This window comes from Bdellovibrionales bacterium, from assembly GCA_018266295.1.
Lineage (GTDB): Bacteria > Bdellovibrionota > Bdellovibrionia > Bdellovibrionales > Bdellovibrionaceae > JACMRP01.
In genome coordinates, this window is record JAFEAQ010000010.1 from 185,336 (window position 1) to 211,156 (window position 25,821).

29 protein-coding genes and 1 tRNA gene are annotated in these 25,821 nt (G+C 48.3%); 10 read left to right on the forward strand and 20 right to left on the reverse strand.

Features of this window, described 5'->3' with window-relative positions:
* Positions 1 to 79: 79 nt before the first annotated feature.
* A complete protein-coding gene (locus tag JSU04_08585) occupies positions 80 to 1,159 on the forward strand; it encodes a hypothetical protein (protein ID MBS1970352.1) in 1,080 nt (359 codons plus the stop codon).
* A 46-nt stretch (positions 1,160 to 1,205) separates the two neighbouring features.
* Here the strand turns inward: JSU04_08585 and JSU04_08590 are convergent, their stop codons facing one another.
* From JSU04_08590 to JSU04_08600, 3 genes are all read right to left on the reverse strand, one after another.
* On the reverse strand, positions 1,206 to 1,457 hold the full coding sequence (locus tag JSU04_08590; GenBank protein MBS1970353.1) for a hypothetical protein: 252 nt from the start codon (positions 1,455 to 1,457) through the stop codon (positions 1,206 to 1,208).
* Between the two features lie 25 nt (positions 1,458 to 1,482).
* The gene (locus JSU04_08595) at positions 1,483 to 1,929 is read right to left on the reverse strand and encodes a M28 family peptidase (GenBank protein MBS1970354.1); all 447 of its coding nucleotides are present in this window, start codon (positions 1,927 to 1,929) and stop codon (positions 1,483 to 1,485) included.
* A 194-nt stretch (positions 1,930 to 2,123) separates the two neighbouring features.
* Positions 2,124 to 2,215, reverse strand: a tRNA-Leu gene (locus tag JSU04_08600).
* Positions 2,216 to 2,346: 131 nt separating this feature from the next.
* Here JSU04_08600 and JSU04_08605 point away from each other — a divergent pair.
* The 3 genes from JSU04_08605 to JSU04_08615 are packed head-to-tail and all read left to right on the forward strand — an operon-like array spanning position 2,347 to position 4,869.
* A complete protein-coding gene (locus JSU04_08605) occupies positions 2,347 to 3,039 on the forward strand; it encodes a hypothetical protein (protein ID MBS1970355.1) in 693 nt (230 codons plus the stop codon).
* The gene (locus JSU04_08610) at positions 3,032 to 4,072 is read left to right on the forward strand and encodes a guanosine monophosphate reductase (GenBank protein ID MBS1970356.1); all 1,041 of its coding nucleotides are present in this window, start codon (positions 3,032 to 3,034) and stop codon (positions 4,070 to 4,072) included. The genes JSU04_08605 and JSU04_08610 overlap by 8 nt, the downstream gene beginning before the upstream one ends.
* A complete protein-coding gene (locus JSU04_08615; protein ID MBS1970357.1) occupies positions 4,069 to 4,869 on the forward strand; it encodes a glutamate racemase in 801 nt (266 codons plus the stop codon). Before JSU04_08610 ends, JSU04_08615 begins: the two co-directional genes overlap by 4 nt.
* Here the strand turns inward: JSU04_08615 and JSU04_08620 are convergent.
* Positions 4,792 to 5,145, reverse strand: a complete 354-nt coding sequence (locus tag JSU04_08620; GenBank protein ID MBS1970358.1) for a helix-turn-helix transcriptional regulator — start codon at positions 5,143 to 5,145, stop codon at positions 4,792 to 4,794. The two genes, JSU04_08615 and JSU04_08620, sit on opposite strands and share 78 nt — an antisense overlap.
* A 264-nt stretch (positions 5,146 to 5,409) precedes the next feature.
* Here JSU04_08620 and JSU04_08625 point away from each other — a divergent pair, with 264 nt between their 5' ends.
* Entirely contained in the window at positions 5,410 to 6,345 is a 936-nt protein-coding gene (locus tag JSU04_08625; GenBank protein ID MBS1970359.1) for a L,D-transpeptidase, read from the forward strand.
* A 52-nt stretch (positions 6,346 to 6,397) separates the two neighbouring features.
* Here JSU04_08625 and JSU04_08630 read toward each other — a convergent pair whose 3' ends face one another.
* The 9 genes from JSU04_08630 to JSU04_08670 all read right to left on the reverse strand — a co-directional run bounded on the left by JSU04_08630 (position 6,398) and on the right by JSU04_08670 (position 12,734).
* Positions 6,398 to 6,670, reverse strand: a complete 273-nt coding sequence (locus JSU04_08630) for a hypothetical protein (GenBank protein MBS1970360.1) — start codon at positions 6,668 to 6,670, stop codon at positions 6,398 to 6,400.
* A gap of 18 nt (positions 6,671 to 6,688) precedes the next feature.
* A complete protein-coding gene (locus tag JSU04_08635) occupies positions 6,689 to 7,825 on the reverse strand; it encodes a hypothetical protein (GenBank protein ID MBS1970361.1) in 1,137 nt (378 codons plus the stop codon).
* Positions 7,826 to 7,881: 56 nt separating this feature from the next.
* Positions 7,882 to 8,445 (reverse strand): hypothetical protein, encoded by a 564-nt coding sequence (locus tag JSU04_08640; GenBank protein MBS1970362.1) that lies wholly within the window; start codon positions 8,443 to 8,445, stop codon positions 7,882 to 7,884.
* A 4-nt stretch (positions 8,446 to 8,449) separates the two neighbouring features.
* The gene (locus JSU04_08645) at positions 8,450 to 8,794 is read right to left on the reverse strand and encodes a hypothetical protein (GenBank protein ID MBS1970363.1); all 345 of its coding nucleotides are present in this window, start codon (positions 8,792 to 8,794) and stop codon (positions 8,450 to 8,452) included.
* Positions 8,795 to 8,802: 8 nt separating this feature from the next.
* Positions 8,803 to 9,210 carry a CBS domain-containing protein gene (locus JSU04_08650; GenBank protein ID MBS1970364.1) on the reverse strand — a complete coding sequence of 136 codons (408 nt, stop codon included), beginning with the start codon at positions 9,208 to 9,210 and terminating at the stop codon, positions 8,803 to 8,805.
* Entirely contained in the window at positions 9,207 to 9,626 is a 420-nt protein-coding gene (locus JSU04_08655; protein MBS1970365.1) for a hypothetical protein, read from the reverse strand. The genes JSU04_08650 and JSU04_08655 overlap by 4 nt, the downstream gene beginning before the upstream one ends.
* Positions 9,623 to 10,984: a hypothetical protein gene (locus JSU04_08660; protein MBS1970366.1), complete on the reverse strand. Its 1,362-nt coding sequence runs from the start codon at positions 10,982 to 10,984 to the stop codon at positions 9,623 to 9,625. Before JSU04_08660 ends, JSU04_08655 begins: the two co-directional genes overlap by 4 nt.
* Positions 10,985 to 11,011: 27 nt before the next feature.
* Positions 11,012 to 11,431, reverse strand: a complete 420-nt coding sequence (locus JSU04_08665; GenBank protein MBS1970367.1) for a hypothetical protein — start codon at positions 11,429 to 11,431, stop codon at positions 11,012 to 11,014.
* 178 nt (positions 11,432 to 11,609) lie between these two features.
* Entirely contained in the window at positions 11,610 to 12,734 is a 1,125-nt protein-coding gene (locus JSU04_08670; protein MBS1970368.1) for a PAS domain S-box protein, read from the reverse strand.
* Between the two features lie 113 nt (positions 12,735 to 12,847).
* On the opposite strand from JSU04_08670, the gene JSU04_08675 reads away from it, so the two are divergent.
* The 3 genes from JSU04_08675 to JSU04_08685 all read left to right on the forward strand — a co-directional run bounded on the left by JSU04_08675 (position 12,848) and on the right by JSU04_08685 (position 15,832).
* Positions 12,848 to 14,257 carry a sigma-54-dependent Fis family transcriptional regulator gene (locus JSU04_08675; GenBank protein ID MBS1970369.1) on the forward strand — a complete coding sequence of 470 codons (1,410 nt, stop codon included), beginning with the start codon at positions 12,848 to 12,850 and terminating at the stop codon, positions 14,255 to 14,257.
* Between the two features lie 110 nt (positions 14,258 to 14,367).
* Positions 14,368 to 14,835, forward strand: coding sequence for a CBS domain-containing protein (locus JSU04_08680; protein ID MBS1970370.1), 468 nt, complete (start codon positions 14,368 to 14,370; stop codon positions 14,833 to 14,835).
* Positions 14,836 to 14,872: 37 nt separating this feature from the next.
* Positions 14,873 to 15,832, forward strand: a complete 960-nt coding sequence (locus JSU04_08685; protein ID MBS1970371.1) for a prolyl oligopeptidase family serine peptidase — start codon at positions 14,873 to 14,875, stop codon at positions 15,830 to 15,832.
* A 253-nt stretch (positions 15,833 to 16,085) separates the two neighbouring features.
* Here JSU04_08685 and JSU04_08690 read toward each other — a convergent pair whose 3' ends face one another.
* The 3 genes from JSU04_08690 to JSU04_08700 all read right to left on the reverse strand — a co-directional run bounded on the left by JSU04_08690 (position 16,086) and on the right by JSU04_08700 (position 18,946).
* Positions 16,086 to 16,634, reverse strand: coding sequence for a hypothetical protein (locus JSU04_08690; protein MBS1970372.1), 549 nt, complete (start codon positions 16,632 to 16,634; stop codon positions 16,086 to 16,088).
* 159 nt (positions 16,635 to 16,793) lie between these two features.
* Positions 16,794 to 17,987: a hypothetical protein gene (locus tag JSU04_08695; GenBank protein ID MBS1970373.1), complete on the reverse strand. Its 1,194-nt coding sequence runs from the start codon at positions 17,985 to 17,987 to the stop codon at positions 16,794 to 16,796.
* A gap of 101 nt (positions 17,988 to 18,088) precedes the next feature.
* Positions 18,089 to 18,946 (reverse strand): hypothetical protein, encoded by an 858-nt coding sequence (locus JSU04_08700; GenBank protein ID MBS1970374.1) that lies wholly within the window; start codon positions 18,944 to 18,946, stop codon positions 18,089 to 18,091.
* A gap of 302 nt (positions 18,947 to 19,248) precedes the next feature.
* Between JSU04_08700 and JSU04_08705 the strand changes: the two genes are divergently transcribed.
* Positions 19,249 to 23,148: a hypothetical protein gene (locus JSU04_08705; protein MBS1970375.1), complete on the forward strand. Its 3,900-nt coding sequence runs from the start codon at positions 19,249 to 19,251 to the stop codon at positions 23,146 to 23,148.
* A gap of 11 nt (positions 23,149 to 23,159) precedes the next feature.
* Here the strand turns inward: JSU04_08705 and JSU04_08710 are convergent, their stop codons facing one another.
* Positions 23,160 to 23,423 carry a hypothetical protein gene (locus JSU04_08710; protein ID MBS1970376.1) on the reverse strand — a complete coding sequence of 88 codons (264 nt, stop codon included), beginning with the start codon at positions 23,421 to 23,423 and terminating at the stop codon, positions 23,160 to 23,162.
* Positions 23,420 to 23,866 carry a hypothetical protein gene (locus JSU04_08715; GenBank protein MBS1970377.1) on the reverse strand — a complete coding sequence of 149 codons (447 nt, stop codon included), beginning with the start codon at positions 23,864 to 23,866 and terminating at the stop codon, positions 23,420 to 23,422. Before JSU04_08715 ends, JSU04_08710 begins: the two co-directional genes overlap by 4 nt.
* Before the next feature lie 206 nt (positions 23,867 to 24,072).
* On the opposite strand from JSU04_08715, the gene JSU04_08720 reads away from it, so the two are divergent.
* Positions 24,073 to 24,456 (forward strand): hypothetical protein, encoded by a 384-nt coding sequence (locus tag JSU04_08720; GenBank protein MBS1970378.1) that lies wholly within the window; start codon positions 24,073 to 24,075, stop codon positions 24,454 to 24,456.
* A gap of 3 nt (positions 24,457 to 24,459) precedes the next feature.
* Here the strand turns inward: JSU04_08720 and kdsA are convergent, their stop codons facing one another.
* Both kdsA and JSU04_08730 read right to left on the reverse strand, forming a co-directional pair.
* Positions 24,460 to 25,314, reverse strand: a complete 855-nt coding sequence (gene kdsA / locus JSU04_08725) for a 3-deoxy-8-phosphooctulonate synthase (protein ID MBS1970379.1) — start codon at positions 25,312 to 25,314, stop codon at positions 24,460 to 24,462.
* Between the two features lie 239 nt (positions 25,315 to 25,553).
* Positions 25,554 to 25,821 (reverse strand): hypothetical protein (locus tag JSU04_08730; GenBank protein MBS1970380.1); only part of this gene is annotated, 268 nt, incomplete at its 5' end.

Below are 25,821 nucleotides of genomic sequence, written 5' to 3' on the forward strand. Positions count from 1 at the left end.
TCTGATTCTTGGAATTTTATTTTCCGGAAAGAAATCCCTCGCACACATAATTCCATTCGCTTTTTGGCGTAAGACTCCGTTGACGTTATGGATGTGGGGCTACGGCAATGACGGAGCGACAGGACTCGGGATTTCAACCAATAAAAGCTCTCCCGTGCAGGTAGGCTCTCTCTCAACCTGGGACTCAGTTTCCGCCGGATCCATTCACACGATGGCCATAAAAACCGACGGAACTTTATGGACGTGGGGTGACAATACCAATGGTCAACTCGGCATTGGCACTGTCGTTGGAAAAAACTCTCCGGTGCAAATTGGAACGGGAAATAATTGGTCGATGGTTTGCGCCGCCGGAGTTTGGACGACAGCAGAGTTCTCGCATACGCTCGCGGTCAAGAGCGATGGAACTTTATGGGCCTGGGGCGATAACTCAAAAGGACAGCTGGGCGATGGCACGACGGTGAGTAAAAGTTCTCCGATTCAAATTGGCACTGACACCAACTGGGCTTATGTAAATGGCACTTGGGGATTGAACAGCTTCGCGATAAAAACCGACGGGACTCTATGGTCTTGGGGATATAACGCCGCCGCCTCTGCCGGTATGCTCGGAGACGGAACGATCGTAAATAAAAGTTCTCCAATTCAAGTAGGCGCTCTCACAAATTGGTCGAAGATCAACGTGGGCTTTGGCCACGTCCTTGCGCTCAAAACGGATGGAACTCTATGGGCCTGGGGGCTCAATTCGAGTGGGCAACTTGGCAACGGCCTTTTCGCGGCGAAAAGTTCACCGATTCAAATTGGCGTCGGCACGAACTGGATGACTCTTGGCACCGCAGGCTACGGCAGTCTTGCGCTTAAAACCGATGGGACCTTGTGGAGCTGGGGCAGTAACTCCTATGGAGAGCTCGGTCTCGGTGACACCAACGACAGAAGTGTACCGACCCAAGTGGGAACTTCCACTTGGACGGCGTTGGATTCCTCATTGGATCAAGCTATGGCCATTCGTTCTGATGGAACACTCTGGGCATGGGGCTCGAATAATAAGGGACAGTTAGGAGATGGAACAGTTGTAGCGCGAAGCTCTCCGGTCCAAATCGGTGCAGTCAATACATGGGTGAAGTGCAGCGCCGGTGAATCCTTTGCGGCCGCCCTCAGATATTAGAAAGTCCTTCACTGACTGTACTTAATGTATCCCTCACATTGATTTACTAATCTTGTGAAAGCATTGCAATAACAGCTCCGTATATGCCTTTAACAACTTCACTCATTTTCGTATAATCAAGGCGGTCAGGTGTGTCAGCCTCGGTATGGTATGCTTTGTTTCTCATCATAGCCGTGTCTGTAATCATGACCGCCGGCCAATCGTAAGTCCAATAGTTACGATGATCAGAAAAATCCACGCCGTTGACGTAAGCAGGAGCATTCATCGAATAAACTGGCACTTTGCTATTAGCAGTCATATTACGCTTCAGTTCTCGCACAAGTTCACGATCGGCTGGCAACCCCACTTGCATTGTCGTCAGCCCCGGGATTCTTTGGCCCACAAGCGTCTAAATGCGCACCAATAACAGCGACATCTTTGCTCTCACCTGATTCATAACGAAAGAGTATATTGTGAAAAACCCGATCGAATGCATAGACGTCATAAATTTTTGGCTGGTAACCCAATTCTTGCAGCCGATTGATCACAAATTTTTCAGCCTTCAAAACGGATTCAACATTTTTAAAATAGCGGTTTGGCTGTATCCCAGAAAGTTCGTAAGTATCAGCCTTCAATCGATTTACATCCACAACAACACTATCGGTAACTGCCTTCCCAGAAGAAACGATAGGATTACGCAGGTACCAAAACATCAAAAGCCAAAAAAGCGAAAACGGAATCAAAATCCCATATAAAAGAAACTCTGGCCGAACAAGTTTTATAGACTTCATTAAGTTTATACTAAGAAGCACCCATCAGAATGTCACCTAAAACGCCCCAAAAGTGCAGCACCATTTCCCTTCCATTTGCGAGTTCCACAGAAGGTAAAATTCTACGTAAAGAACGGAAACCCTGTCGAACCAAGAAATAATAAAATACCAAGAACTAAAAAGAGCGAGGACTGTCTGAGCAAATGGAAGGGAAATGGTGCCTCGGGCCGGAATTGAACCGGCACGACCCGGTAAAGGAATCCCAGGATTTTAAGTCCTGTGCGTCTACCAATTTCGCCACCGAGGCATACTAGAAATGAAGCGCCAGAAAATCATTATTTCGCCCTCTTGTCATCTATTTGCTTTTTTGCGTTAGACTCATGACACCCCGAGAAATCTCTTTGACTATCGCCCCTGCCCGGGCTTTGATATTTCGTCGTGAATTTCTTTGCCCGAAACTTTCAGATCTTTAAGCGCATAGGACTTCCCCTGTATGTCCTAACCCTGATCTACACTAGCCTGGATCAGCTTCTCACTATCAATACCGAAGCGGCGATGCGCAACCCCAACGGCGGAACGACGTGGATCTGGGTTTATGGCTTTTCCTCTCTGATTGTCGGAATTATCTTCCCCATTCTGGGGATTTTGGTTGTGCTCTATGGCGCCAAAGCTCCGGATGCGAATGAAAAGGGCCTTTGGCAGTTTATTCAGCACCACATGAACCAGTTGAGTATTGAGATTCTGCGATCTTGGGGAAAAACCCTGATGTGGTCGTTATTGTTCATTCTGCCAGCACTTTGGAAGTACCTTGAATACACCATGATTCCGTTCATCGTAACCATGTCCAAGAAGTATGACCGCGGCGAGGAAGACGCCTTGGACAGCTCAGCCCACCTGGTGCGCAAGCATTTGCTGAAGGTTTCAGCAATTTTACTTGTCTTCCATTTGATTTTTCCGTCGATTCTGACGGTTTTATTTGATGAGTACCGTTTGGTATGGCACACGCCAGTGTCTGCCCTGGTACTGACTCTCGTCGATGTTTATCTTTTTATTTTCTCCACTCAGTTGTTGTTGGGTGTGTTTGAAAGTCAAAACCAGCAGGAGGTCCCTAATGCAGCAGCTCATGTTTAACTGGAAAGACATCAAAAACCGTGGCCGTGGCCTGACCTTTGATGATGTTTTGATTATGCCAAAACGTTCGGATGTGCGCTCGCGCCGTGATCCTTCTTTGACTTCCCGCTTGACGAAAAAACTCATGATCGAGACTCCGATCATCAGCGCAAACATGGACACCATTACTGGCACGGACATGGCCATTGCCATGGGTAAGCTCGGCGCCCTCGGCATCCTTCACCGTTTCGCAACAATTGAAGAGCAAGCCGACATGGTTCGTAAAGTAAAAGAATCCGGCGCAAAAATTATTTCAGCTTCCATCGGTGTGGGTGACGAATCAAAACCGCGCACCAAAGCTTTGGTGGATGCCGGCGTGAACCTCATCACTATCGACATTGCTCATGGTCACTCGATCCAGATGATGGAAACTTTGAAGTGGCTTAAAGACACTTACCCGCAAATCGAAGTCATCGCTGGAAATCTCGCGATGCCGGATGCGGCGAAAGATTTGATCGAAGCCGGCGCTGATGCCATCAAAGTCGGAATCGGTCCGGGCTCGATGTGTACCACTCGTATCATTACCGGTGCGGGCGTGCCGCAACTAACGGCGATTGCCCTTTGCACAGAGATCGCAGACAGCTACGGCGTTCCTGTGATCGCCGACGGCGGGATTAAAACGTCGGGCGACATCGTGAAGGCTTTTGCTGCCGGCGCAAGTACGGTGATGCTTGGAAGCATGCTCTCTGGAACGATTGAAACTCCGGGAGAGATGAAGGGCGGTCGTAAACAGTACCGCGGAATGGCTTCAAAAGCGGCGCAAGTTTCTTGGCGCGGTGGCGTGCCTGAAGGCATGGCCGCTGAAGGTGAATCGACCATGGTGAACCTCAAAGGTCACGTGAAAGACGTGGTGCTTGAAATCACCGGCGGTATCCGCAGCGGGATGAGTTACATCAACGCCACCAGCGTTGGCGAAATGCGTGACAAAGCTTATTTCATGGAAATGTCTAGCAACGGGATCGCGGAAAGCCGCGCCCATGGAGTGAATGCGTGATAGATTCTCGTCCCATTGGGGTGTTTGACTCAGGCATTGGCGGGTTGACCGTATTAAAGGTCCTCGCCGAGCGTTTCCCAAAAGAGAGCTTTCTCTATTTAGGCGACACCGCACGCCTCCCCTATGGTTCGAAGTCAGCACAAACGATTCGTCGCTATTCAGAACAAAATGTTCACTATTTGCTTCGCCAAGGCGTCAAGGCCGTGGTGATTGCCTGCAACTCAGCGTCTTCACAATTTCCTGAATCTGAATTTGAAGGGGTTCCGGTCTATAACGTGATTCATCCGGGGAGTTTTAAAGCTCTGAGCGTTTCAAAGAATAAAAAAATCGGGATTCTCGGCACTCGCGCAACTGTCAAGAGCGCCGCGTATGCGCAGGAGCTGATTCGCCTTGATGACAAGGTCGAAGTCTTTAGCCAAGCCTGCCCGCTTTTTGTACCGCTTGCGGAAGAGGGCTGGGATGAAGATCCTATCACCAATCTTGTGACTTACAGATACGTGAATCCCATGGTGCAAACAGGAATCGACACCCTGATTCTGGGTTGCACGCACTACCCGATTTTAAAGCAAGCTATTCGCCGCGTGACGGGCAACTCGATTGAGCTTGTCGACTCTGGCGAAGCCATTGCCGATCTCATTGCTCAGGACATTGAACGCGGTCACTTTAAACCCGTTAAAGATGAAAGCACTCAGAATATCCAGATTATGACGACCGATGCCTCAGATCACTTTACGACTCTCGCTCGCAGGATCATGGAACCCGTTGTCGCCCACGAGTTCCGCGTTGTCGATATTTAGAGCCAAACTTGACTCTGTTCTAAAACGTTTTTCCAGATCCAATTTTACTTCTTCCAATGTGACATCGATAATTTTTTGCAGCATCTCTTCATCCGGCACATGATAGAGAGCCGCCAGATCTTTGAGAGTGCCCACCGGTGGCGATGAAATCCCGCGCTCCCAGTTACTGATAAACTGCGAGCACTTATAACCGAGCTTTTCTGCGACCTGACTTTGCGACACTCCCGCCGCTTTTCTTTTTTCTTTGAGATATTCTGCTAATTGTTTTCTGCTCATAAAGCCTCCTTGTAACCACGTCATCGTGGGGCTATGAGTAGATCTTAAACAAACGAAGTCAGTTTAATTTCAAACGCGGGTCAAATGTCGCTGACAAACAACGGTTTAATGTTTCAAAATGAGACGTTCCCAATCCTTGTCGAGATATTAGACTCCACGATGACAAATTAAGGCGCGCTCCCCTTTTGATCCCAAGAGCGCGTTGTAAATTGCTTATGACCTGGCAAAACTCCTGCAATGTGTTCCATCGTAGGAGAGAAATCTATGAAACTATTTTCTTTAGCTTTGTCTGTATTGGTGGCCATGCCATTAACCTCTGCATTTGCTCAACAACAATCTGATGAGGCCCTCGATGAGTTCGAAGTTCTCACGGAACAAATGCGCGAATATCAAGACGCTTACGAACGAGGTGATATCCTTAGCCCCCTGAAGGTTCAGCAATATGATACAGACGCTAAAGAAGTAAAACCCGAAGAAGCGTTTGAGGACTATAAATCCGCGGTCACAGATCGCTACTATGGTTATCAACTCTTTATTATGGTGAATAAATCTGTCAGCAGTAAATCCAGCAAAGAACGCGACCCCAATGTTTTGCAGCCGCAGACAATGTATATCTTTGCTCGTAAAGGCGATGAGATCAAGCTTCGCGGTGTCTTGCCGGTATCAACTGGCAAAGAGCCGGCTCCAGGCAAAAGCGACACGCACGAAGGCTTTATGCGCGTACAAAGCGCTCAAGCAACCTACACTTCACGCAAATTCGGCGAAGCGATGCCTTTCAGCCTTTGGTTTGAATCCGAATACGGAACTGCGATCCACCAGACTTTGCAAACTCGTTGTGACCAATTGATCGGCCGCCGCGCTTCTGCAGGTTGCATTCGTCTTTGCCCAGGGGATGCTGAGAAAGTTTTCCGCGTCGTGACTTCTGGCGACTACCCACGCAGTTCAGCAATCGTTTTACTTGATAAAAAAACCGGCGTTCCAGTTTCTCGCGGTCTTGCGAAGGCATTAACAAAAGCTTCTAAAGACGGTTACATCACACCGAAAGTCATCCGTGGCTTCCCAGTGATGGTTCGCGTGATTGATGGTAACACTCCAGAGAAAGTTCAAGAGATGCAAATGTTGCTTCAGAACCCTTCTCAAGGTTTCCAGCGTTACTTTAAGCCAATCGGCTCCCAAGTCATGCAAGGTCTTTCGATTTAAAACTTAAAGTAGCTTCGTAATAAAAAAGCCGGTATCTCTACCGGCTTTTTTATTATTTCAGCATCTTTGCAAGCGCTTCCTGATCTTCTTTATCCTCAGGAACGAGCCACTCCGGCGGAACGTTCTCGACCACATAGGCCCAGGAACTTTTTAACATGGGCTTGGCCAGTGGTTTGGCATTCAGGTCTTTTAGCAACTGCAGATGCCTTAATAAAATTGTTCGAGTGGGTTTATAAAATCCCTCAGCATCCTTTCCGGCGTTGGTGATTTCTTCAGAGGCCTCGGCCTTTTCTAGAAGTGACTTAAAAAAATGCTCTAAACTCATATTGAGAGCATCGTATATTTAATCCACCTTCTTCACAAGCTCTTCCATGGTCTTGAGTTCTTTAGCAACTTCTGCTGGGATATGCGTTCCGCTGGTTCCGGTATACGCCATCGTCACCAGTTCTTGATAATCGGCAAGGCATTTCTTGGCGATCGGATTTTTTGGAAACTCCAGGACACATTGTTTCAAGTAGAGTTCTGGCATCGAGTAAGACAGTTGATGGCTATAACGGGCCTCACAGAAAGACAGCCAATATAAAATATCCGGCTTAATGTGCGTGCCGGGATTCGCCTGTAAATACTCATACAAAATACTAGAAATTTTAAGATACTGAATCTGGCGCTCTGGACTATTATAACTAAAATTACCGTTGAGCTCCTCTTTCAAGTTTGATTCGACATATTTTCGCACATCAGCTTCTTCCTTCGCCGAGAACTCCGGATATTTTTCTTTCTTCATTTTTAGCGCGGCGGATTTCAGCCCCTCGATCTTTTCATGTAAGCTTTTTGGCAGTTTTGAATTCTTAAGATCCCCTTCCAGCGCTTTTGCAAGATCATCCATACTTCGACGGACCCGGACAAAATAAAACAACTGTCTTGTCACAGTCTTTTCTAGACTATCCACCGTGACCTGATTGGCAGGATAACCGTCGAGGGCCTTTTGATAAAGCTTCATCGCTTCATCAAAATTACGAATAACAAAAAGGAACTCCGCTTCTTCGAAGGGATTGGTGAGAATATGTCCCTGATTTAGCGTCGTCAGATGAGTGCTCATCGCAGGCAACTGTGTATGGCAGTTCATGCAAACCGACAAGGTCGACTTCAACATCCAGAGCGAGTAATCTTTATTACCTGCTAAAAAAACCTGATCCACTTCTTTCAGCTGCTGGGAGAGAACTTTTCCGGAAATTTCAAATCCCGATCGTTTGATCTGAGTCTCGTGATTGATACTCTTACTGACTTCAATCATATGCTTCAGAGATTTATCAATCGCCGGTGCATTTTTAGGATCGCTGAAGGCAGTTTCTGAAACTATGAATGGTTTCAGAGTAAAGATTTCGTTAAACATTTGGTTCATTAGCGGCTTGACTTCCGCAACAGCGACGACAGTTAAGCTTCCAAGAAGCAGGCCAAGAAGCATCTTAAATTTTGTCATATTTTCCCCCACTCAACTATAGTGCCAGCAACCAGCAAAAATCGTGAAATTGTATTTTAATTCAAATGAGGGCTGTGACTTTTTGTCTCAAGTCTCTGACCAAACGTCTCGGAAAAATGTCGAACCTCTTGCCAGTTGGTATATTCATAATCTTTCGAGAAATCTGTCGGAGCACCAGCTTTGCGGGCGATTCTCTTCATAATAATTTTAGTCAGCCAATTATATTGAGAGTAAAGTAATGCTCCGGGAAAAATCGTCCACTGCTGCGGAACCCACTTTGTGGTTGCAAAGAAGTCTTGGACGATCTTACGTTCTTCAGCTTGAACCTTTGGATCTTTTTGTAAAACACCAAGACAGACCGAGAAGAAAGCTGTTGGTACGGATTTAAGCGCTTCGTGATTTCGTCGCACCCACCGTCTTAGTGTCCGAGGGAAGGAGCCCAAATAGACAGGCCCGCCGACGATGATAGCATCATACTCCCCTTTGCTAATAAGTACACTCTGTTCGCTGTTATATAGGTCCGTCCAATGGCCCATTCTCTGAAAGTGATTGGCAATGTCATTAGCAATCTTTTCCGTTTGTCCGTTTTTGGTTCTGTACACTATCAGAATATCAGCCATCGTCTTATCTCGCGACAGAGAAGGTCGTTGGGTTACGAATCATAAAGGTCTCATGGGGTTGCAACCCGAGCTCTTCATAAGAATAATTGAGTTCCTGACCGTAGTAATATAATGCCAAGCAAGGGTCGAAATCTACCCGGACAAATGTCAATAAGGTGACTGAACCCGAAGATTCTTTATGAACGACAAAGCTGTTTTTCCATGTACATCCACTGCTTCGCACTTGAATGCGCACTCCTTCAGGAGATGTCATGGAGCCCAAAAGGGACTCCACCACTGGTTTCATTGGCTCTGCAAAACTGTTAAAAGAACTCAAAAATAACAAAATTGTAATAAAAAGTGTTTTCATAATACCTTCTAGTTGAGACGTGTTTGACACAAATCACTGAGTGCACGGCAAGCATCCGTTGTTGTGAAGATGCCCACTAGGTGGCCATTATCAACAATTAAAGCACTGCCAACTTTTCTTTCAGCAAGCTCCGCACTGACATCGCTAATGGGAGTCGTCGGCTTCGTCACATAAGGAATCTCTTCGTAGATATCTTTCACTTTAGCATGGCGGGCATCAAAACCAGTCAGCGACATCGCATATTTGACATCGCGATCGCTGAGGATACCATATCTTTGCCCCTCGACAACGACGACCGGCAGATGACGAATACCATGTTTTTTCATCACTTGGCTTGCTTCTTCAATCGTTGACTCTGCATTGATCGCATAAGGCGTTGTTGTCATGTATTTTTGAATTTGGGGAATCGCTTTCATAGGACCTCCGTAAAAACGTATATCAACTCTTCATCGGCAAGCTGCAAATGCAAGAGGATTTCGTTGTTGTTAATTTCAATCACGTTCAATGTCTCGCGCCCCACTTGCATGTCCGGATCTTGCGCACAATCTGGGCTATTTAATGGATTCACGGAAAACACGATCTCGTGAAGTTTATTATTCAAAATTTCATAATGAGCGAATCTCTCACAAAATCCGCTTTCTCCGGCTCGATCCCAAAAGAGGCGATCCGTGCCGTTATTAAAAAATGTTAAAAAGAGATTCAATTTTGGATTTAAAGGCGGAACCCGCTCACCATGGTAGATCATCTCTGTCAGCTTCCATTGGCCCACCGGGTTTTCTTGAGCAAAACAAGGAGAGCAAAATAAAAGCAATGCCGTGACCAAGAGTCTCATAGATCCCACCCGCGTTTTTTCATCTCATCACGGATGATTTTCTGAGTCTCAGGAGTCTCTTTAGAAGAAACCTCCAGCAATTCCTTTTTAAAGGACTCAAAATCCGAGAAGTAATTCAAGCGAAGTAAGGTTTTCCAAGCAATCTCAAGACCTTGATCTTTGCCCAATTGCTTTTGCAAAGCCCATAAGAGCCCTGAAATAATGCCTGAGTCATGATAGAGCCCGCCGTTTACTTCAGCAAACTGCATGTCATTTTCGACAGTTCTTTTAAATGGAGCTTTTTTGTAAGAAGCTTCTCCCATCCGTGGATTATTTAACTGCACAGCGGTTAAGAAGTCGGCAAAAGCTTCATTCAGGGATCCCCCTTGTTTTTCATAAGGCAAACCCGCCACCGCCTGAATCACCGCGTGCATGGTTTCGTGGGTCACGATAGATGGGTCCATCGGGATCTTTTCAAAGGTATCACCGTCCCCTTCACCGAGACGAATTTTTTGCTGAAAATAAAAGGCCGTATTGGTTTTATCCGGAAAGCCTTTTTGCGTTTCGGCCTCAAGGACGAATGGAAGTTTTACTTGCAAAGTTTTTTCCGCCCATTGAAGAGCTTGATTCATATAGAAAAAGACCTGCACTTGGGAAAAGCGCACATCTGTCACCGCAAAATTAAGTTCGTTATTCTCTCCAGGCTGAGCCACGGTGTCGGCCTCGGTCGAGAGCTTTATTTGAGTGGTCGAAAGTTCTTTATTATTTAGAAGGCCTTGAATAACCACCTTCTGCAATTGGCTTTTCAGCGGACCGTTGGGAAAAATATGAGCGGTGGCATCGATAAACCCAGAGCCTAAACGCCTTTGCAGAACGATTTCCATGTTATAGTCCACGTAAACCCCTTGCAAAGTGCCGTCGGCTTCTTCAAAGATCATTTTCCATAAGACTTGCGGCTCTTCATCTGCAATCCACGGAATACTGAGGCTTGGACCTTCTATTAAATTATCACGGCTAAACTGTTCATGGGATTTAAGGAAGTAAGAGAGCACAAAAGGTTTTTGCGCTCTCATGAGAAGCAGATCGCGGCGGACTGACAACGGGATTGCCGACATCCAGCGATAGTCAATAAATTCGGCCTGACCCTTCTCGGAAATTTTCTTGTAGTAACTGCCTTCGACTTCGACGCCTTCAATTTTTTGCGTCTCTAGCAAAAGCTCTTGCTGTCCTATCGGGAGGGAGTTTTCATTTGAAACTCCCGGAGGTGTGGCCGGAGCAGATCCCTGCCCCGTCCACCGAGTGCTCGTCCAAAGAGTGACTTGCGTGCAAGAGGTCACTGACACCAAAGCCACAATTCCTACGATCCAGCGCTTATCCATAAACACCCCCGACAGTTCCTTGAAGCCCTACTCGATGTTCATGACTTTTGTAAGATATGTGCCGTCGCCATTCAGGAATTTCAAGTTGTGGGTTCCAGAGGCGAGTTTGCCAATGCGAATTTCTTTACTGAAAGGAACAAGCACCATGATGCACATGCCTTGGCTGACCGTCGCATAGGACTGAATTTCATGATTGAAAGTATCGATGTGTTTTACATCGGCTCCTTTCCATGAATAACAGCCGTTTGGAAAAAGGCCGCTGGCAACAACGTAGGCATCAGCGCTGGAGTCGAAGCCACCAGGGACGTAAACCTCGTTCAGGCCGATCGCCACGTCTTTTGTTGCCGGCGCGGCCACCGTGGAAGCGGCATTTGCAGAATTTGAAATGACTAAGAGCAAAGCAGATGCAGTGATGAATTGAAATGTAGATTTAAAAAAGTTTTCCATGGTTCCCCCAAAGTTGATGTTTTTTTCCGTCATCCTGATGACGTCGGATACAAACCCTTTGAGCAAGACCGGTGCCAACCGTCTCAAGAGGAGAATTCAGAAAACAACATCGAGTTTGAGACAGAACAGCCCAAACCCGACGGGAACCTCGAGACGTTATGTCTCGAAAACAAAGACTTTAATTTTTAGGAAGTTTTTTTGGCAGTTGAATGACAAAGCGCGTGTGCGGACTTTTTCGATCGTACTGAAGACTGCCGCCATTTTTATGAATAATCCCAACGGAAATACTTAAACCAAGCCCTGTTCCATACTGCACGCTTTTGGTCGAAAAAAATGGATTGAACATTTTCTTTTGAACTTCTTCAGGAATTCCAGCCCCGCTATCCGTGATAATGATATCTATATTATGTTCATGTTCTTGAAGCTCGATCTTCACCCACTTTTGCGGCAACTGCTGAACAGCATCAAAGGAGTTGTTCAACAGATTCACCAGAACCTGCACGATCTGATGACTGCGGCAGTCTATAATAAGATTCGGATCAATCACCGGCGTCTTCAGATCAACGCCGTGATTTTTAAATCGGTGCTGGCAAAGATCCAAAGCATCTTCAATCAGACTGAGCACGGGGACCTTGGCGGAAAGCTCCTGCTCTTGAGAATGATGAGCCATGGTCTTCATGCTGCGAACGATTTTAGCAATTCTCTGTCCTGTGACCTCGATCGTATCCGCGACCTTAAAGAGCTCCTCCTTATCCAAAGTCGGATCATTCAGCATGCTTTTAAGCATTTCAACCCGTCCTAAAATAACTCCTAAAGGATTATTGATTTCGTGAGTGATGGCGGCTGCCATCTCGCCGATCGCGGAAAGTCTGGAGGCTGCCACAAGTTTTTCCTGCTGCTCAAGAATGGTCTGCTGGGCTTTTTTAAGGTCCGTGATTTCATAGCGAATGGACAGGTATTGACTGATTTTTCCGTCGTCGCCTAAAAAAGGAACGATCGTCGTATAAACCCAGTAAAGATCGCCGTTCTTCTTGCGATTGCAGACCTCACCTCGCCAAACCTTGCCGCTCGCAATGGTTTTCCAGAGGTCGATGAAAAACTCTTTTGGGTGGGATCCGGAGTTTACAATACGGTGGGTTTTGCCCAAAAGCTCCTCGCGATTATAGCCTGAAACCTCGCAGAACTTGTCATTCACATAGATTATAACGCCTTTGGCGTCGGTGCTGGCAACAATCGCGGCCTGATCCAGGGCGTATTTCTGATCCTCAAGTTTCTTAATGAGAGACTGTGTTAAAATCGGCATAAAACCCTTTCGAGACAATTTGACTCATGTTCCCTGAGCCCCACTCGCCATTCTTTGATTTACCCACTTCCTATGTTAAACCTAAATATAGGACTAACAAAAAGGAATCTATTTTGTCACAAGGTAATTTCGGCTCTATCGTGGTAGTTGATGATGACCCAGAAATGCTCTCGATGGTTCATGATCATTTAAAACGCAGCGGTTATCAAGTCCGCGCTTTTAATAGCAGTGCGGAAGCCGTGAAATACCTGTCCTCCGGTGGTCTTGATGCCCTTGGAACGGAACTTCTGCTGACCGACCTACGCATGCCTGAAATCGACGGCTTAGATCTTTTGCAGCAGGTTCGCCGTCTGCCAAATCATTTTCCTGTCATTATTATGACCGCGTTTGCGACAGTAGATACGGCGATCGAAGGGCTTCGTCGCGGTGCTTTTGATTACATTACAAAGCCTTTTAAGCTTAATGAGCTTTCGCTCACGATCGAGCGCGCGCTGAATTTCTATCGCCTTAAAATGCAAAACCAAGTACTGAGCGCGGAAGTGCGCAGGTCTTGGGGCATTCAAGATATCGTCGGTAAGAGTGTCGCGATGAAGAGTATTTTTGATCTGATTGATCGTGTCTCTTCAGCCAATTCGAGTATTCTGATCACAGGCGAAAGCGGCTCCGGCAAAGAAGTCGTTGCCCGCGCGATTCACAATCGCAGCCCGCGAGCACAAAAGCCTTTTATCGCTATTAACTGCACGGCCATCCCTGAGGATTTGCTGGAATCTGAGCTCTTTGGCCATGTCAAAGGCAGTTTCACCGGCGCCACAGGTGATAAGAAAGGTCTTTTTGAAGAAGCCGATGGCGGGACTCTTTTCTTAGATGAAATTGGCGACATGAATATTGGTCTTCAAGCAAAACTTCTGCGGGTTTTGCAAGAAAGAACTATTAAACCCGTCGGCAGCAATCAGCTTAAGAACATCGACGTCCGTGTCATCGCGGCGACTCACAAAGATATGAAGAAAGCGATCATGAACGGCAGCTTCCGCGAAGACCTTTATTACCGCCTTGCCGTGATTCCAATCGTTGTTCCGCCTTTGCGTCATCGCATGGAAGATATTCCGCTTTTAGCCCATCACTTCCTTCGCAAATACTCTGCGATCAATCATGGAAAGTCTTTAGGTTTCACCCAGGAAGCTTTGCAAAAACTGATGAGCATGCAATGGCCAGGAAATGTGCGTGAACTTGAAAACATGGTGGAACGCCTTGTGGTTTTATCCCATGGACCGCAGATTGAAGCCGCCGACATTCCGGATGCAGATCAAACTTCACCAGAGCAATTCTTCGGTCAATCCACGTCGGACTCACCGACACTGCAAGAGCTTGAAAAACGCTACATGCAATTGATTCTTGAAAAAGTGGGCGGAAAAAAAGAAAAGGCCGCGCAGATTCTCGGCATCAATCGCCGGACTCTCTATCGCAAAGAACGTGAATACGGCTTTGTGCATGATGATGGTACTGAAGGCGAAGCCGACGAATAAGTTTGAGACAATCCGTCAGTGATTTGGGAATAAAAGTCCCAAATCTCCTCTGAAAATCATTATAAGCCTGGCGCCGGTTTTGCAGTGTTTTCATCCTAGAAGGAGAAATTATGAAACCGACTGTCAAAGCTATCATGACGAAAGATCTTATGACGATCCCCGCTGGCTCTCCTGTTAGCAAAGCTTGGGAAATCATGGAAGAGCGAAAGTTTCGCCACCTCCCTGTTGTCAACGGCAACGAACAAGTGATTGGGATTCTTTCGCAACGAGATCTGAACTTTATTAAAAACCCCGAAGTGATTCCGGTCGAATACATCATGTCCGCTCCAGTGATGTTCGTCGATCAAAATACTCCACTCCGTTCGGCTATTTTTAGAATGCTTGAAGGTAAAATCTCAAGTCTACTGATTGCCAACGAAAATCAGCAGGCTGTCGGTATCGTTACAACCGATGATCTGCTTTTTTATCTTGCTCATCTGCTTGATGAAAATAAAGAACAGCGTTTTTCTGTTTCAAGCCTGTTAGACTTGCAAACAATCGGCGAAGCCGCCAGGCAGATTTCAAACGCCGGGATTTAGCTATTGACGCAAGAGACCTCCGTGCTAGCCTTAAGAGATGAAACAAATTCTTATTTTATATGCAGTGGTCTTTGCCTCATTCACAAGTCTCGCGGGAACCGAGTGTCAGCCTTTGACCTCGGCTTCCTTTGATTTTTCTTTGAAAACGACAACCTGCTATCAATCTTCATTTCATGCGAAAAGTGTTAAACGCAATATTGGCTTTAATGTCCTGATTCCCCGAGGCTACAGTACGAGTAACGATCCAATGCCTTACGCCGTGTTTTTGCACGGGCGCGGCGGAGACCGAAATCATATTACCTCTATTGATGGCGTAAATATTCTGGATCAAGATATTCGTGATGGTGGCGCACCTTTTTTAATTTTTGCACCCAATGGCGGCAATCACTACTGGATGAATGCGGCTATCTCGAAAGAAAAATGGGGTGACATGGTCACCAAGGATCTCATTGAGTACATCGAAAAGAACTTTCATGTGATTAAAAATGATCCTTGCAAGCGGGCGCTCTTTGGCATCTCCATGGGTGGCAATGGGGTTTTACAACTGGCCCTTAATAACCCCGACGTGTTTTGCACAGGCTTTGCCATAAGCCCGGTCTTTCGGACTCCGAAAGAAATCTGGACACCGTCGGCACCAGCGGATTCAGATCTGCCGAAAGAAGACTACGATTCTTACGGCACCGGCAAAGATTACGAAGCCCGCAGCGCTCGCAACCTCTGTGAGAAACGCAAGAAAGACACCGGCACTTGCCTCCCCTACAAGAATTTCCGTCTGATCATCGGTAATAGCGATCCAATGCTCGGTGAAACCCCTGACACGAGAACCTTCATCGAAGACCTAGCAAAGATGCATTCTGAATTTGAAATCGGCATTAAGAACTGCACGAAGGCTGAAATTTGTGGCGCCCATAAAGATTGCAATAGTCATTCAGCGAGCTACTGGAAGTGCCAGCTGCCCGAGGTGATGACCTGGTTGTCGGCACAGCTGAAAAAATAGGAACCGGGAGCCTAACTGAACCGATGTGGCCTTTGTCAGTTTTCTATTTTGAGAAAGTAAATACTCACAGGCAAAACGGCCTATAAATAAAAACTTTCTGACCACAGTTTTACGATTAATTCGAAGAACCTTAGCAAGCCTTCGTTGTGAAATCCCACTAACGTAGAGTTCATACAGAGGCCCGTTGAGGTGGCGTTTTTTCTGGTAATAACAGTGAGAAGAATGGCAAGAGCAAGACTCTTGCCATCAACATTTAAAGGGACCAGTTTTTGGGATCAACGTTTGGAACTGTTTCTTGTGGAGATTCCTGACGTTGATATTTGATGATGAGAGCTTTGTCCGGAGGACAAGAGCTTTCCTCGTGAGGGATCAGAGTCAGAGTTAATTCTTTGCCGTTGATTTTAAAACCGGCTTCGGTTTTTTCATTGGTAAACCCGACATTGCCTTCATATTCTTGACTTTCAACTGTCAGAATCAGGCGATCATCCGTAACAGTATAACTCCCCTTGGTTTCTAGAGCGAATTGGTCTCGGATTTGAACTTCGGATTTAAAAACTCCGTCCGCGCCAAAGGTGATCGTCGTACGTTGAATACTTTCATTGTCTTTTTTGGCTTCGCTGCCGTCTTCGCACACGGCACTGACGCCCTCATAGATGCCGACAATTCCAGCGGATTCAGTTTCGACTTTAGTTTGTGGATTTGTGATGGAGTTACTTTTAGGACCTGAATCTGATTGCGTGCATGCGCTCAGAATATTCAGGGCGGCCATTGTCGTAATAGTATGGAGCATGAGTGTTTTCATCTTTACCTCCTGGTAAGTGACCGACACCCATTGCAAGCACGAGGCCCACACTCAAATGAAAATGACGAAGTGCTGAGAGCGCCGAAAGAGAAGACTTTATAGGACGCTCCCGCAATTTGCCGCCAGTGCCATTCTGCACCGACTCAATTCTACATATGACTAATACTTACGACACATCTTAAAGTCTTTGCCAAGCCCCCAACGCGCCTCAAAATCGTGATTAGGATTTGAAGACACTCGGCCGGCTTCGAGAGCTACGCAGAAGTCATAAAGTGAAATGCTCTTCCCTGGCGCAATACGGATCGCTGGACAACTGCCAAGGTAACGCTGAACTCCCGCAACGTTACTGACTCCCACCGTCTGTTCGAGCTGATCGAGAGTTTCTTTAATACGCTTATCGCGTGATGGTGTGGAATACGAGTCATAGTCTTCGCGATCCATACAAGAGCTTCCAAGTTGGTGGCGGCGCTTTTCCGATTCAGCTATCAAAGCCACACGATCATTCACAAGCCCGCAAACATCGTCCACTTGGCGCTGAACGGCTTCAGCATGGGTTTCTTCACGCAAAGCCAAGCGGCGTTGCACATCATTGTTCCAGCGGCGCAGGCTGCGGCTTCCGCCGTCGCTTCCGAGGGAGTTAAATTGCTCCATCGAATATCCAGGAAGCTCTGATCTTGAGCGATTGTAATAATCCGGCTGCATCCAGTTACGAAGGCCCGTCTCAGTTCCAACCGGCATAAAAACCATACTTGTCGTTGTGTGCAACGGACGCACGGCCTTCGGCACCGTCGAACCAATCAACGTCAGCACACCGGTTTCAGAAACGGTCTTCACGGTTTCAGCGTGACCTGGATCACCGCTATTACCACGCACGATACGGCGAATGATGTTGTTTTCACGACGGCTCGGACGAGACCACACCGTTCCTGCTTTGACATTACGGCGATTGATCGCCACTGGATACGTATCTGACGCCATCGTCTTTGTGCTTGTGACATCACCAACGTAAGCAATAAAGCGGCGGGCCCGTTGAAGCGGGTCCGAAATCCCGTCAAAGCGAGACATTTTATTGCTCACTCGATTTCCACCGCCTGTAGAATCACGAATCACAAACGGAAGCTTATTCTCGTAAGCAAAGATCACACGTGCCGCATAGACCGCATCTGAGCAATCGGTTTCAATACCTTTATAGCGGCCACTAACAAAGACTTCTTCATTGAATGAAGAATGCACCCACTGGGAATAGCGTTGCTCCCAATCGGCATTCCATTCATGCTCGTCCTGCCAGACGGCCGCGCGAGCAGAAAAACCCAAAGCCAATGTCATAGAAAAAATAAAAAATGAAATTTTCATGTGTCCCCTCAATAGAATTAGAAACACCAAAAATTGCGCGAGACGAAGTGAAACTCAACGAGTTCCGCGAGTTTTAATCAAACTTTGGAAAAATACATAGTTTAGTGAATTTCGGAAGCCTTCGCCCGGAATTTGATGAAATGATCAACATCCCGCTCATAATTCTTCGAAGGGGTTCGTGCGTAGAAAATCGCCTCACGATATTCGCGAGTTGTGACATTCTTTCGGATGATTTCGTCAATCCGCCGAATCGCCTTCAACCCTTCCGGTGTGCGAGAGCAAGCCACATACATCGGCAAAGAATCAAGGGCTTCTTCAACCGGCGCGACATAGAGATCTGGATTTAACTCGCCTGATTCACGCAATCCCTCAATGATAAAAGAAAATTCAACCGTGTAGTCTGCACGTCTGGAAGCGACCATTTGAATGGTATTTGCACCGATCGGCGCAAGAACTTGCCGGTGGATATTGCCTTTCGCCTGTTCAAGCAGGCGGTCAATCTTTGAGCCATAATATCGGGCCTCAATGAGAGTCCCTTGCATCTCTTTATCTTGAACGATCTTTGTGAGAGATAAAGATCGTCCTTTTCCCTGAAACTTTTCAGCCATATCTTTACGCAGGACCAGCACCGGCGCTTCAAACATGGTCGAGGGGGTTAAATAGGCAAAGCCAACACGGCCTTCGACGGTGGTGCTCGCTGCAAAGCATGTCAATTGTCGCTGCTTAAGCTCATTTTCAATGCGACTGACGGTGCCTAGAAAAATTTCGTGATTATAGTCAGAAAGTTTTTTTTGCAGAAGAAGAAAGAGAGGATGATTCTCGGTGATTGCGCGGGCGTAGGCTTTTCCGGTTAAGTTTCTCGAATCAGAAAAGCCCCATGTGATGGTTGGTTTTTCAGCATACACGACTCGCGGGAGTCCGGCAGAGATTGAAAATGTCAGAAGGAAAAGAAGCCGCATGAGGACATCTTATGCCGCCCCTTCTTCTGAATCAATTCGCAAAATGACAACTAGCCGCTGACAATAAGACTTGCCACCAATCTGCAATTTTTCGAACACAACGTCATGGCTTTGGATTGCAAGACTAGGCACGTCTTTGTTTAGCGAGACATCAAAGCGACTTTCAAAAGACGCGTTCGATCGAGAGTCCCAATCGGCCAACGCCTCATATTGAGACAGCGGACATTCGTGGGTACGAACTAAGAGTCTGAAATTCTGGGTTTTTCCTCAGCGTTCCCCCAATTTAACCCGATAAGTAGAGTATGAACGGTACGTTAGCTCGCTTCTTTTTGATTTTCATCTTCGCGTTCCTATTTTTGAGCGAACACAAAGCTCATGCTGACGTCTCTTGGTCTTCAGGAACACAAAGCCCCGGCGACTACACCTCCAGCGGAATCGTCACAGTCACTGGCAACGTGACTCTCGCTCCGGGCACTTACACTTTTGCAACTCTGATCGTTAACTCTGGCGTGACCCTCACTCTTCAAGGAGACACGTCCGGTGGCACCGGTGTCATCATCAACGCAACGACTGTTACAATCACAGGGACTATGTCGGCCGACGGACAAGGTTATCCTTCACAATCCGGAACTGGTGCCGGAGCAAGTGGCACCAATGGTGGCGGCGGCGGACACGGTGGCGCCGGGACTGCCGGCTCTTCTTCGCTGGGTGGTATCGCTTATGGTTCGATCTCTCAACCGGTGACCCTTGGCTCTGGCGGCGGTAAAGCCGGGAGTGGCTCAGGCCTCGGTGGTGCCGGGGGTGGTGCTATCAAGCTGGTTGTATCTGGCACTCTGACGGTCAGTGGGACTCTCTCGGCTAATGGCAAAGACGGAACGATGGGATATTCTGCCGGAGGCGGCGCTGGCGGCAGCATCTGGATCACGGCAGGGACTCTGACCGGTGCTGGTTCGATCCTCGCCAATGGAGGATCTTATGGTTCCGGCGGCGGAGGTGGCGGTGGTGGCGGCCGCATCTGGACGACCTACACTACCAACTCTTACACAGGCTCCTGGGCTACGAATGGCGGCACTGGATATCTCGGCGTGGTCGGCGGATCTGGTTCTACCTTCCTTGCTCAAAGCGGTTCAAATAATGTGTCTTGCGTTTCTGCAATCACCCAGACTGTCGCTTCAACGGATTTCCCCTCACCTCTTGGGTCGTTGACAATCCAGGGCGGTTGCAATGTCACGACTTCGACAAGCATCTCCCCTTCCGGCAATGTGGTTGTGACCGGTGCCGGCAGTAAGTTAAATCTCGGTGGCGATATGACTTCGACAACCGGTGCTGTTGACGTGAACACCAACGGAGCCATCTATGTGATTGGCAACACGACAACGGGATATGGTTACACGATCTCAGGAACGAATATCAGCATCGACGCCACATCCACCATCAATGCGACAGGCCTTGGCTATCCAGGAGCCGCGGGCCCCGGAGCCGGAGGAAGTTCCACTTACGGTGGCGGCGGCGGTTATGGTGGCGCCGGTGGTGCTGGCAATACGGGCTTGGCGTTGGGCGGAGCTGCCTACGGAACTGTGACAAATCCAACGCTACTAGGTTCCGGCGGTGGTAAGTCTGGAAGTGGCTCTGGTTATGGCGGTGCTGGCGGCGGCGCCATCAAAGTCGTTGCAAGCGGCACACTCACGATTAACGGCACACTTGCTGCCGACGGTAAAGACGGAACCATCGGGTACAGCGCCGGAGGTGGATCCGGCGGGAGCATCTGGGTTGCTGCTGGCACCTTAGCGGGAGCTGGTACTATCTCTGCGAACGGCGGATCTTATGGATCTGGCGGTGGTGGAGGTGGCGGTGGTGGCCGCATTTACTTCACCTACTCTTCAGCTAACAATTACACCGGAACTCTCGCTGCGAATGCCGGCAGTGGCTACGTCAATGGCGGCAAAGGATCCATATTAACAAGAAACACTTCCAATAACGACGTTATTTGTAACTCGTCTTCGATCGTCACCTTGACAGTAGGCGAACTTCCGTCAAACTTTGGAAACATCACTGTCACTAACGGTTGTAACTTCACCATCCCTGGCAGCATCACCGGCAGTACCATCACTGCGAACACCACAGGGGTCTTGCAGGTTCAGGGTTTTGCAAATCTCTCAGGCAGTATCAATGCCACGGATAGTGGCACGAAAGTACAAATCAAAGGCGATATCATCGCGCCGAGTGGTAATATCAACATAACTTCTTCTGCGGTCGTGCAAGCCGTCGGCAACACGACGACAGGCGCTGGCGCAACGATCGCAGCCACCAACATCACGATTGACTCCACGTCGAGTTTAAACGCCGATGGTCTCGGTTATCCCGCAGCGACGGGAACCGGAGCCGGCGGCTCCGCTTCGTCCAGTGCCGGTGGTGGTGGCTATGGTGGTGCCGGCGGCGCTGGCCAACAGGGGGCTGCCGTCGGCGGTGCAACCTATGGCTCTGCTCTGCAGCCGACAGACCTTGGCTCTGGCGGTGGTAACGCAGGTGTTGGCGCCGGCGGGGCCGGTGGTGGTGCGATGAAAATCATCGTCTCGGGCACACTCTCGATTGCGGGTTCGCTGTCGGCAAATGGAACCGACGGTGCCATGGGCTATAGCGCCGGTGGCGGTTCCGGTGGCAGTATTTGGATTGATACAAATGTTCTAAGTGGCGCCGGCACCATTCGCGCCAACGGCGGCAGCTACGGCTCTGGTGCCGGCGGCGCCGGCGGTGGTGGTCGCATCTACTACGGTTACACAACCAATAGCTTCACCGGAACTATCACCGCCAACAAAGGCTCAGGTTATGGTGGTAACGGCTCAAACGGGACGATCAACTCCGCGGTCGTCGGCGCCGCCACCAAATTGGTATTCAGCACGCAGCCGTCTTCAGCCGTTCGCAAAAGCGAAGACTTCCCGACTCAGCCTGTGGTCAGCGCGGTGGATGCGAGCAACAACGTCGTCACCACTTATTCGACGGCTGTCTCACTGACGGCCTACACGGACTCTGGCTGCACCAGCGCGGCCGGCGGCACCTTCACCGTCGGTGGATCCACCATGGGTTTTGGCATTACTTGGTTCTCGGGAGTTAAATACGGTACGGCGATGACGACGATTTACTTGAAAGCCACCTCGGGGTCTCTCACTTCGGCGTGCTCAACAGCCGTGGCCGTCGGTGGAGCCGCCGCCACGCAGTTTGTAATTACAACCCAACCTTCTTCAACCGCAACGGCGGGCTCGAACTTCGCGCAACAGCCGGTGGTTCAAGCTCGCGATGCTTCGGGAAATCCAGACTATCTTTACTCGACGGCATTGACGATCAGCCCTTATACGAATTCCAGCTGCACCACCTCAGACTCGGGCACATTGAATGGCAGTGGTACTTGGAGCTTGGGGACGCAAACCCTCTCTGGCACAAACTACAATAAAGCCGGCGTATTCTATATTGGATTTTCAACAGGCTCCTTCTCCGCTTGCTCAAACTCAATCACTGTCAGTGCCGGCGCTGCCTTTTGGATTATGTTTACAACACAACCCTCCACCACGGCGTCCGCTGGAGTAGACTTCGCGCAACAGCCTGTGGTGACAGTGTACGATACTTATTTCAATGTGGTGACTGGCTATAGCACTGCAATCACGTTGACAGCGTATACAAACGCGAGCTGTACAGTCGCCGGGACCGGCACGCTGAACGGCGGATCTTCGGGGACTCTCTCTAATGGCGTCGACACTTTCTCAGGCGTCGATTACACCAAAACTGGCAACTTGTATTTAAAGGCCACGTCAGGTGGCATGACGGATTGCTCAACCAAAATAACAGTTTCAGGTGGGACCGCCGCCGCTTTATCCTTCACCACCGAACCCGCTTCGAAGGGCGTCGCCGGTGTGAACTTGAAAACACAGCCGGTGGTCACCGCACTCGATGCTTACGGCAACGTTGCAACTTCCTATTCTACCGCGATCACGCTCACACCCACCACCGACGCATCTTGCTCTACAGCCGGTGGCGGCACGCTAACGGGATCTGCAACAACTTCCAGCGGTGTGGCGAGTTTCTCAAATGTGCGCTATAGTTTACCGGGAACGGTCTATATCAAAGCGTCTTCCGGCGCACTCACCACGGACTGTTCAACAGCGGTGAGCCTGGTGCCGACTATTCCAATGATGTTCCGTGGGTATTAAAAGCCCGCTAATTATTTTTTAGCGGGCTTAGTATCTTGCTTAATGAGGGCGTCGAAATCTTTTTGTTCCATATTCACAACAATTTTTTCGCCCGCCTTCACCTTGTAAGTGTAGAACTTGCGGGGGATTTCAATTTTCTGATTGCCGCTTTCAACGGTGATTGTGTTGTTATCAAACGCCGTCACATAACCTTCAACACCGATCTTGCTTCCGGTGAGAGCCAAAGCAGGAATCGCGATCAACACAGCAATGGTTAAAACAAGATTCTTCATCATTGACGGCCTCCATTGCCACGCGGTGGAGGAACGGGCTTACCATTGCCATCCAAAGGCACGATGGTCGCTGTGCCTTTCTGGGGTGCTGATGAGAAATCATCTGCTTCTCCGCAAGGCTTCATGGATGGACGATCAGGCAAAGACTTAATTTTTGGAATGTCGGCGGCTTTTAAAGAATCGTCATCCAAACAGTTCTCGGGCTTTTTAGGACAGCGACCGTTGTCGAGTGGACGGCAGTAACCGACAAGACGGTTGTCATAGACTTTGTCTGGATTATTGAGTGCGTATTTTTCGCAAGAAATTTTTAAAATACAAATATCGTCGCCCTTAAGACTGCCGCGCTCTTCTTCAAGCACTTTGCAGTTTTTTTGGCCGTAACCGATCATATCGGCCTGAGCGATTTGCGCAAGTGTCAGCGCGATTGAGAAAATGATGAGTTTCATGAAGCCTCCCATTGCTCTATTCTCTGTGCTCTGATTTAGGCACTCAAGTCCAGTTTCTAATGAAAGCGGCGCTCTCCGCGGCAACCTGTACAACATATAGACGGCCCCTTCATGCCAATGACAATTAAAGGAGGCTTCAGAGGGCATAGGAATCGCATTGAAGGGATTCGATTCTAAAACCAAAAGCAATTTAAAAAGGAGATTTTATGAAAAAGATGACTTTCGCTATTGTAGCTACCGGTATGATGATGAGCCAATTCGCGTCTGCAGACGTGATCAAATGCGTATTCACAGAGCCATTCGTAAACACAACATACAGCATGACTCAGTCGACGTTGACGATTGATGCTGCCGGCGAAGGCGTAAGTGTTATCCATAATGTTTCTTTCCAAATCAAAGGCGCTGGCCAGTTTGAGCTCGTTGCTAAAAACGGCAAAGTGCTTCAAAAGCTGTCTTTGGATAACAAAGGCTCTGATGGTATGAGCGATAAGAACTACCCATACACAGTAACGGATAGCTCTCAATCAAGCATGGCTAATAACGGTATCGGCGGCTGCACTTCAAACTCTTTGAAAGCAACTGGCCAGTAAAATCTACGCCTCGGTATTAAGTTCCGGGAAGGATTTTACAAGATCATCGATGGCCTTCATCTGCTGGAGGAAAGGTTCCACCTTCGCCAAAGGCAGCGCTGAAGGCCCATCGCATTTTGCTTCATTGGGATTTGGGTGTGCTTCGATAAATAGTCCCGCAAGTCCTACTCCAAGCCCTGCGCGAGAAAGCTCCGCCACTTGAGCACGACGACCGCCAGAAGCCGCACCACCCGGGTCACGGAATTGGAGCGCGTGAGTCGCATCCAAAATCACCGGCGCACCTTTTGAGACTTTCTTCATCACAGTAAAACCCAACATATCGACTACGAGATTGTCGTAACCAAAGTTGGAACCACGTTCACATAAAATCACTTTGTCGTTGCCGCACTCTTCGATCTTTTCAACGATGTTGCCCATTTGACTGGGGCTTAAGAATTGCGGTTTTTTAACGTTGATCACATTGCCCGTGCGAGCCATCGCTTCAACGAGGTCTGTTTGGCGCGCGAGGAAGGCTGGAAGTTGAAGCACATCCGCCACTTCCGCCACAGGCTTCACCTGATGGATTTCATGAACATCAGTGATGACTTTGACGTTAAAGGTTTTCTTAAGCTCTTCAAAAATCTTAATACCTTTTTCCATTCCAGGACCGCGGTAAGAGTGGATCGAAGAACGATTGGCTTTATCAAAAGATGATTTAAACACGTAAGGAATCTTGAGCTTTTCAGTGACTTTCACGAAGTGCTCACAGACCTGCATCGCGAGATCTCGGGATTCCAAAACGTTCATCCCAGCAAACAACACAAAGGGTTTATGATTCGCTACTTCAATGGATCCAATTTTTACGGTTTTATTTTGCATTTCAGGAGCTTAGCACCGTTTACTAAAGCCAGGCAAGAAGCGAAGTTATAAAACAAAGGCCCACTCCTTACTGGACGCACAACCCACAAAAACAAATATGTCTCCCCTAGCAAGCAACAACCTCCCGCACACTTCGCAAGAACCCCTCCCCACGCCACGAGCCACCGCGCGGCCTCTTCGCCACCGCGCCGCCTCTCGCTTCAAACAACGCCCCGTCGCCTCCCGCGCGGCCTCGGCGCTTACGCAGTCCCTTGCCGTATGTATGTGATCCATTCATTGAATTTCTGTAAGTACTCCTCGCGGGCTTTCTGGCCTTTGGCGGCTTGAAGGCGGTTGGCTTTGAAGTAGCCACGGAGCTGGAGTTCTTCGATGCGGGTTTTGATCACGCGAGTGAAGGCGAGACCTTGCCAGAACTTTTCTTCAGAAGGTTTTCTATCTGTCGTTTGGGTATCTTTTGATAGCTTCAAGGTTGTTTGAGCTGAGATTTGCTGACCTGTAATCTTATAC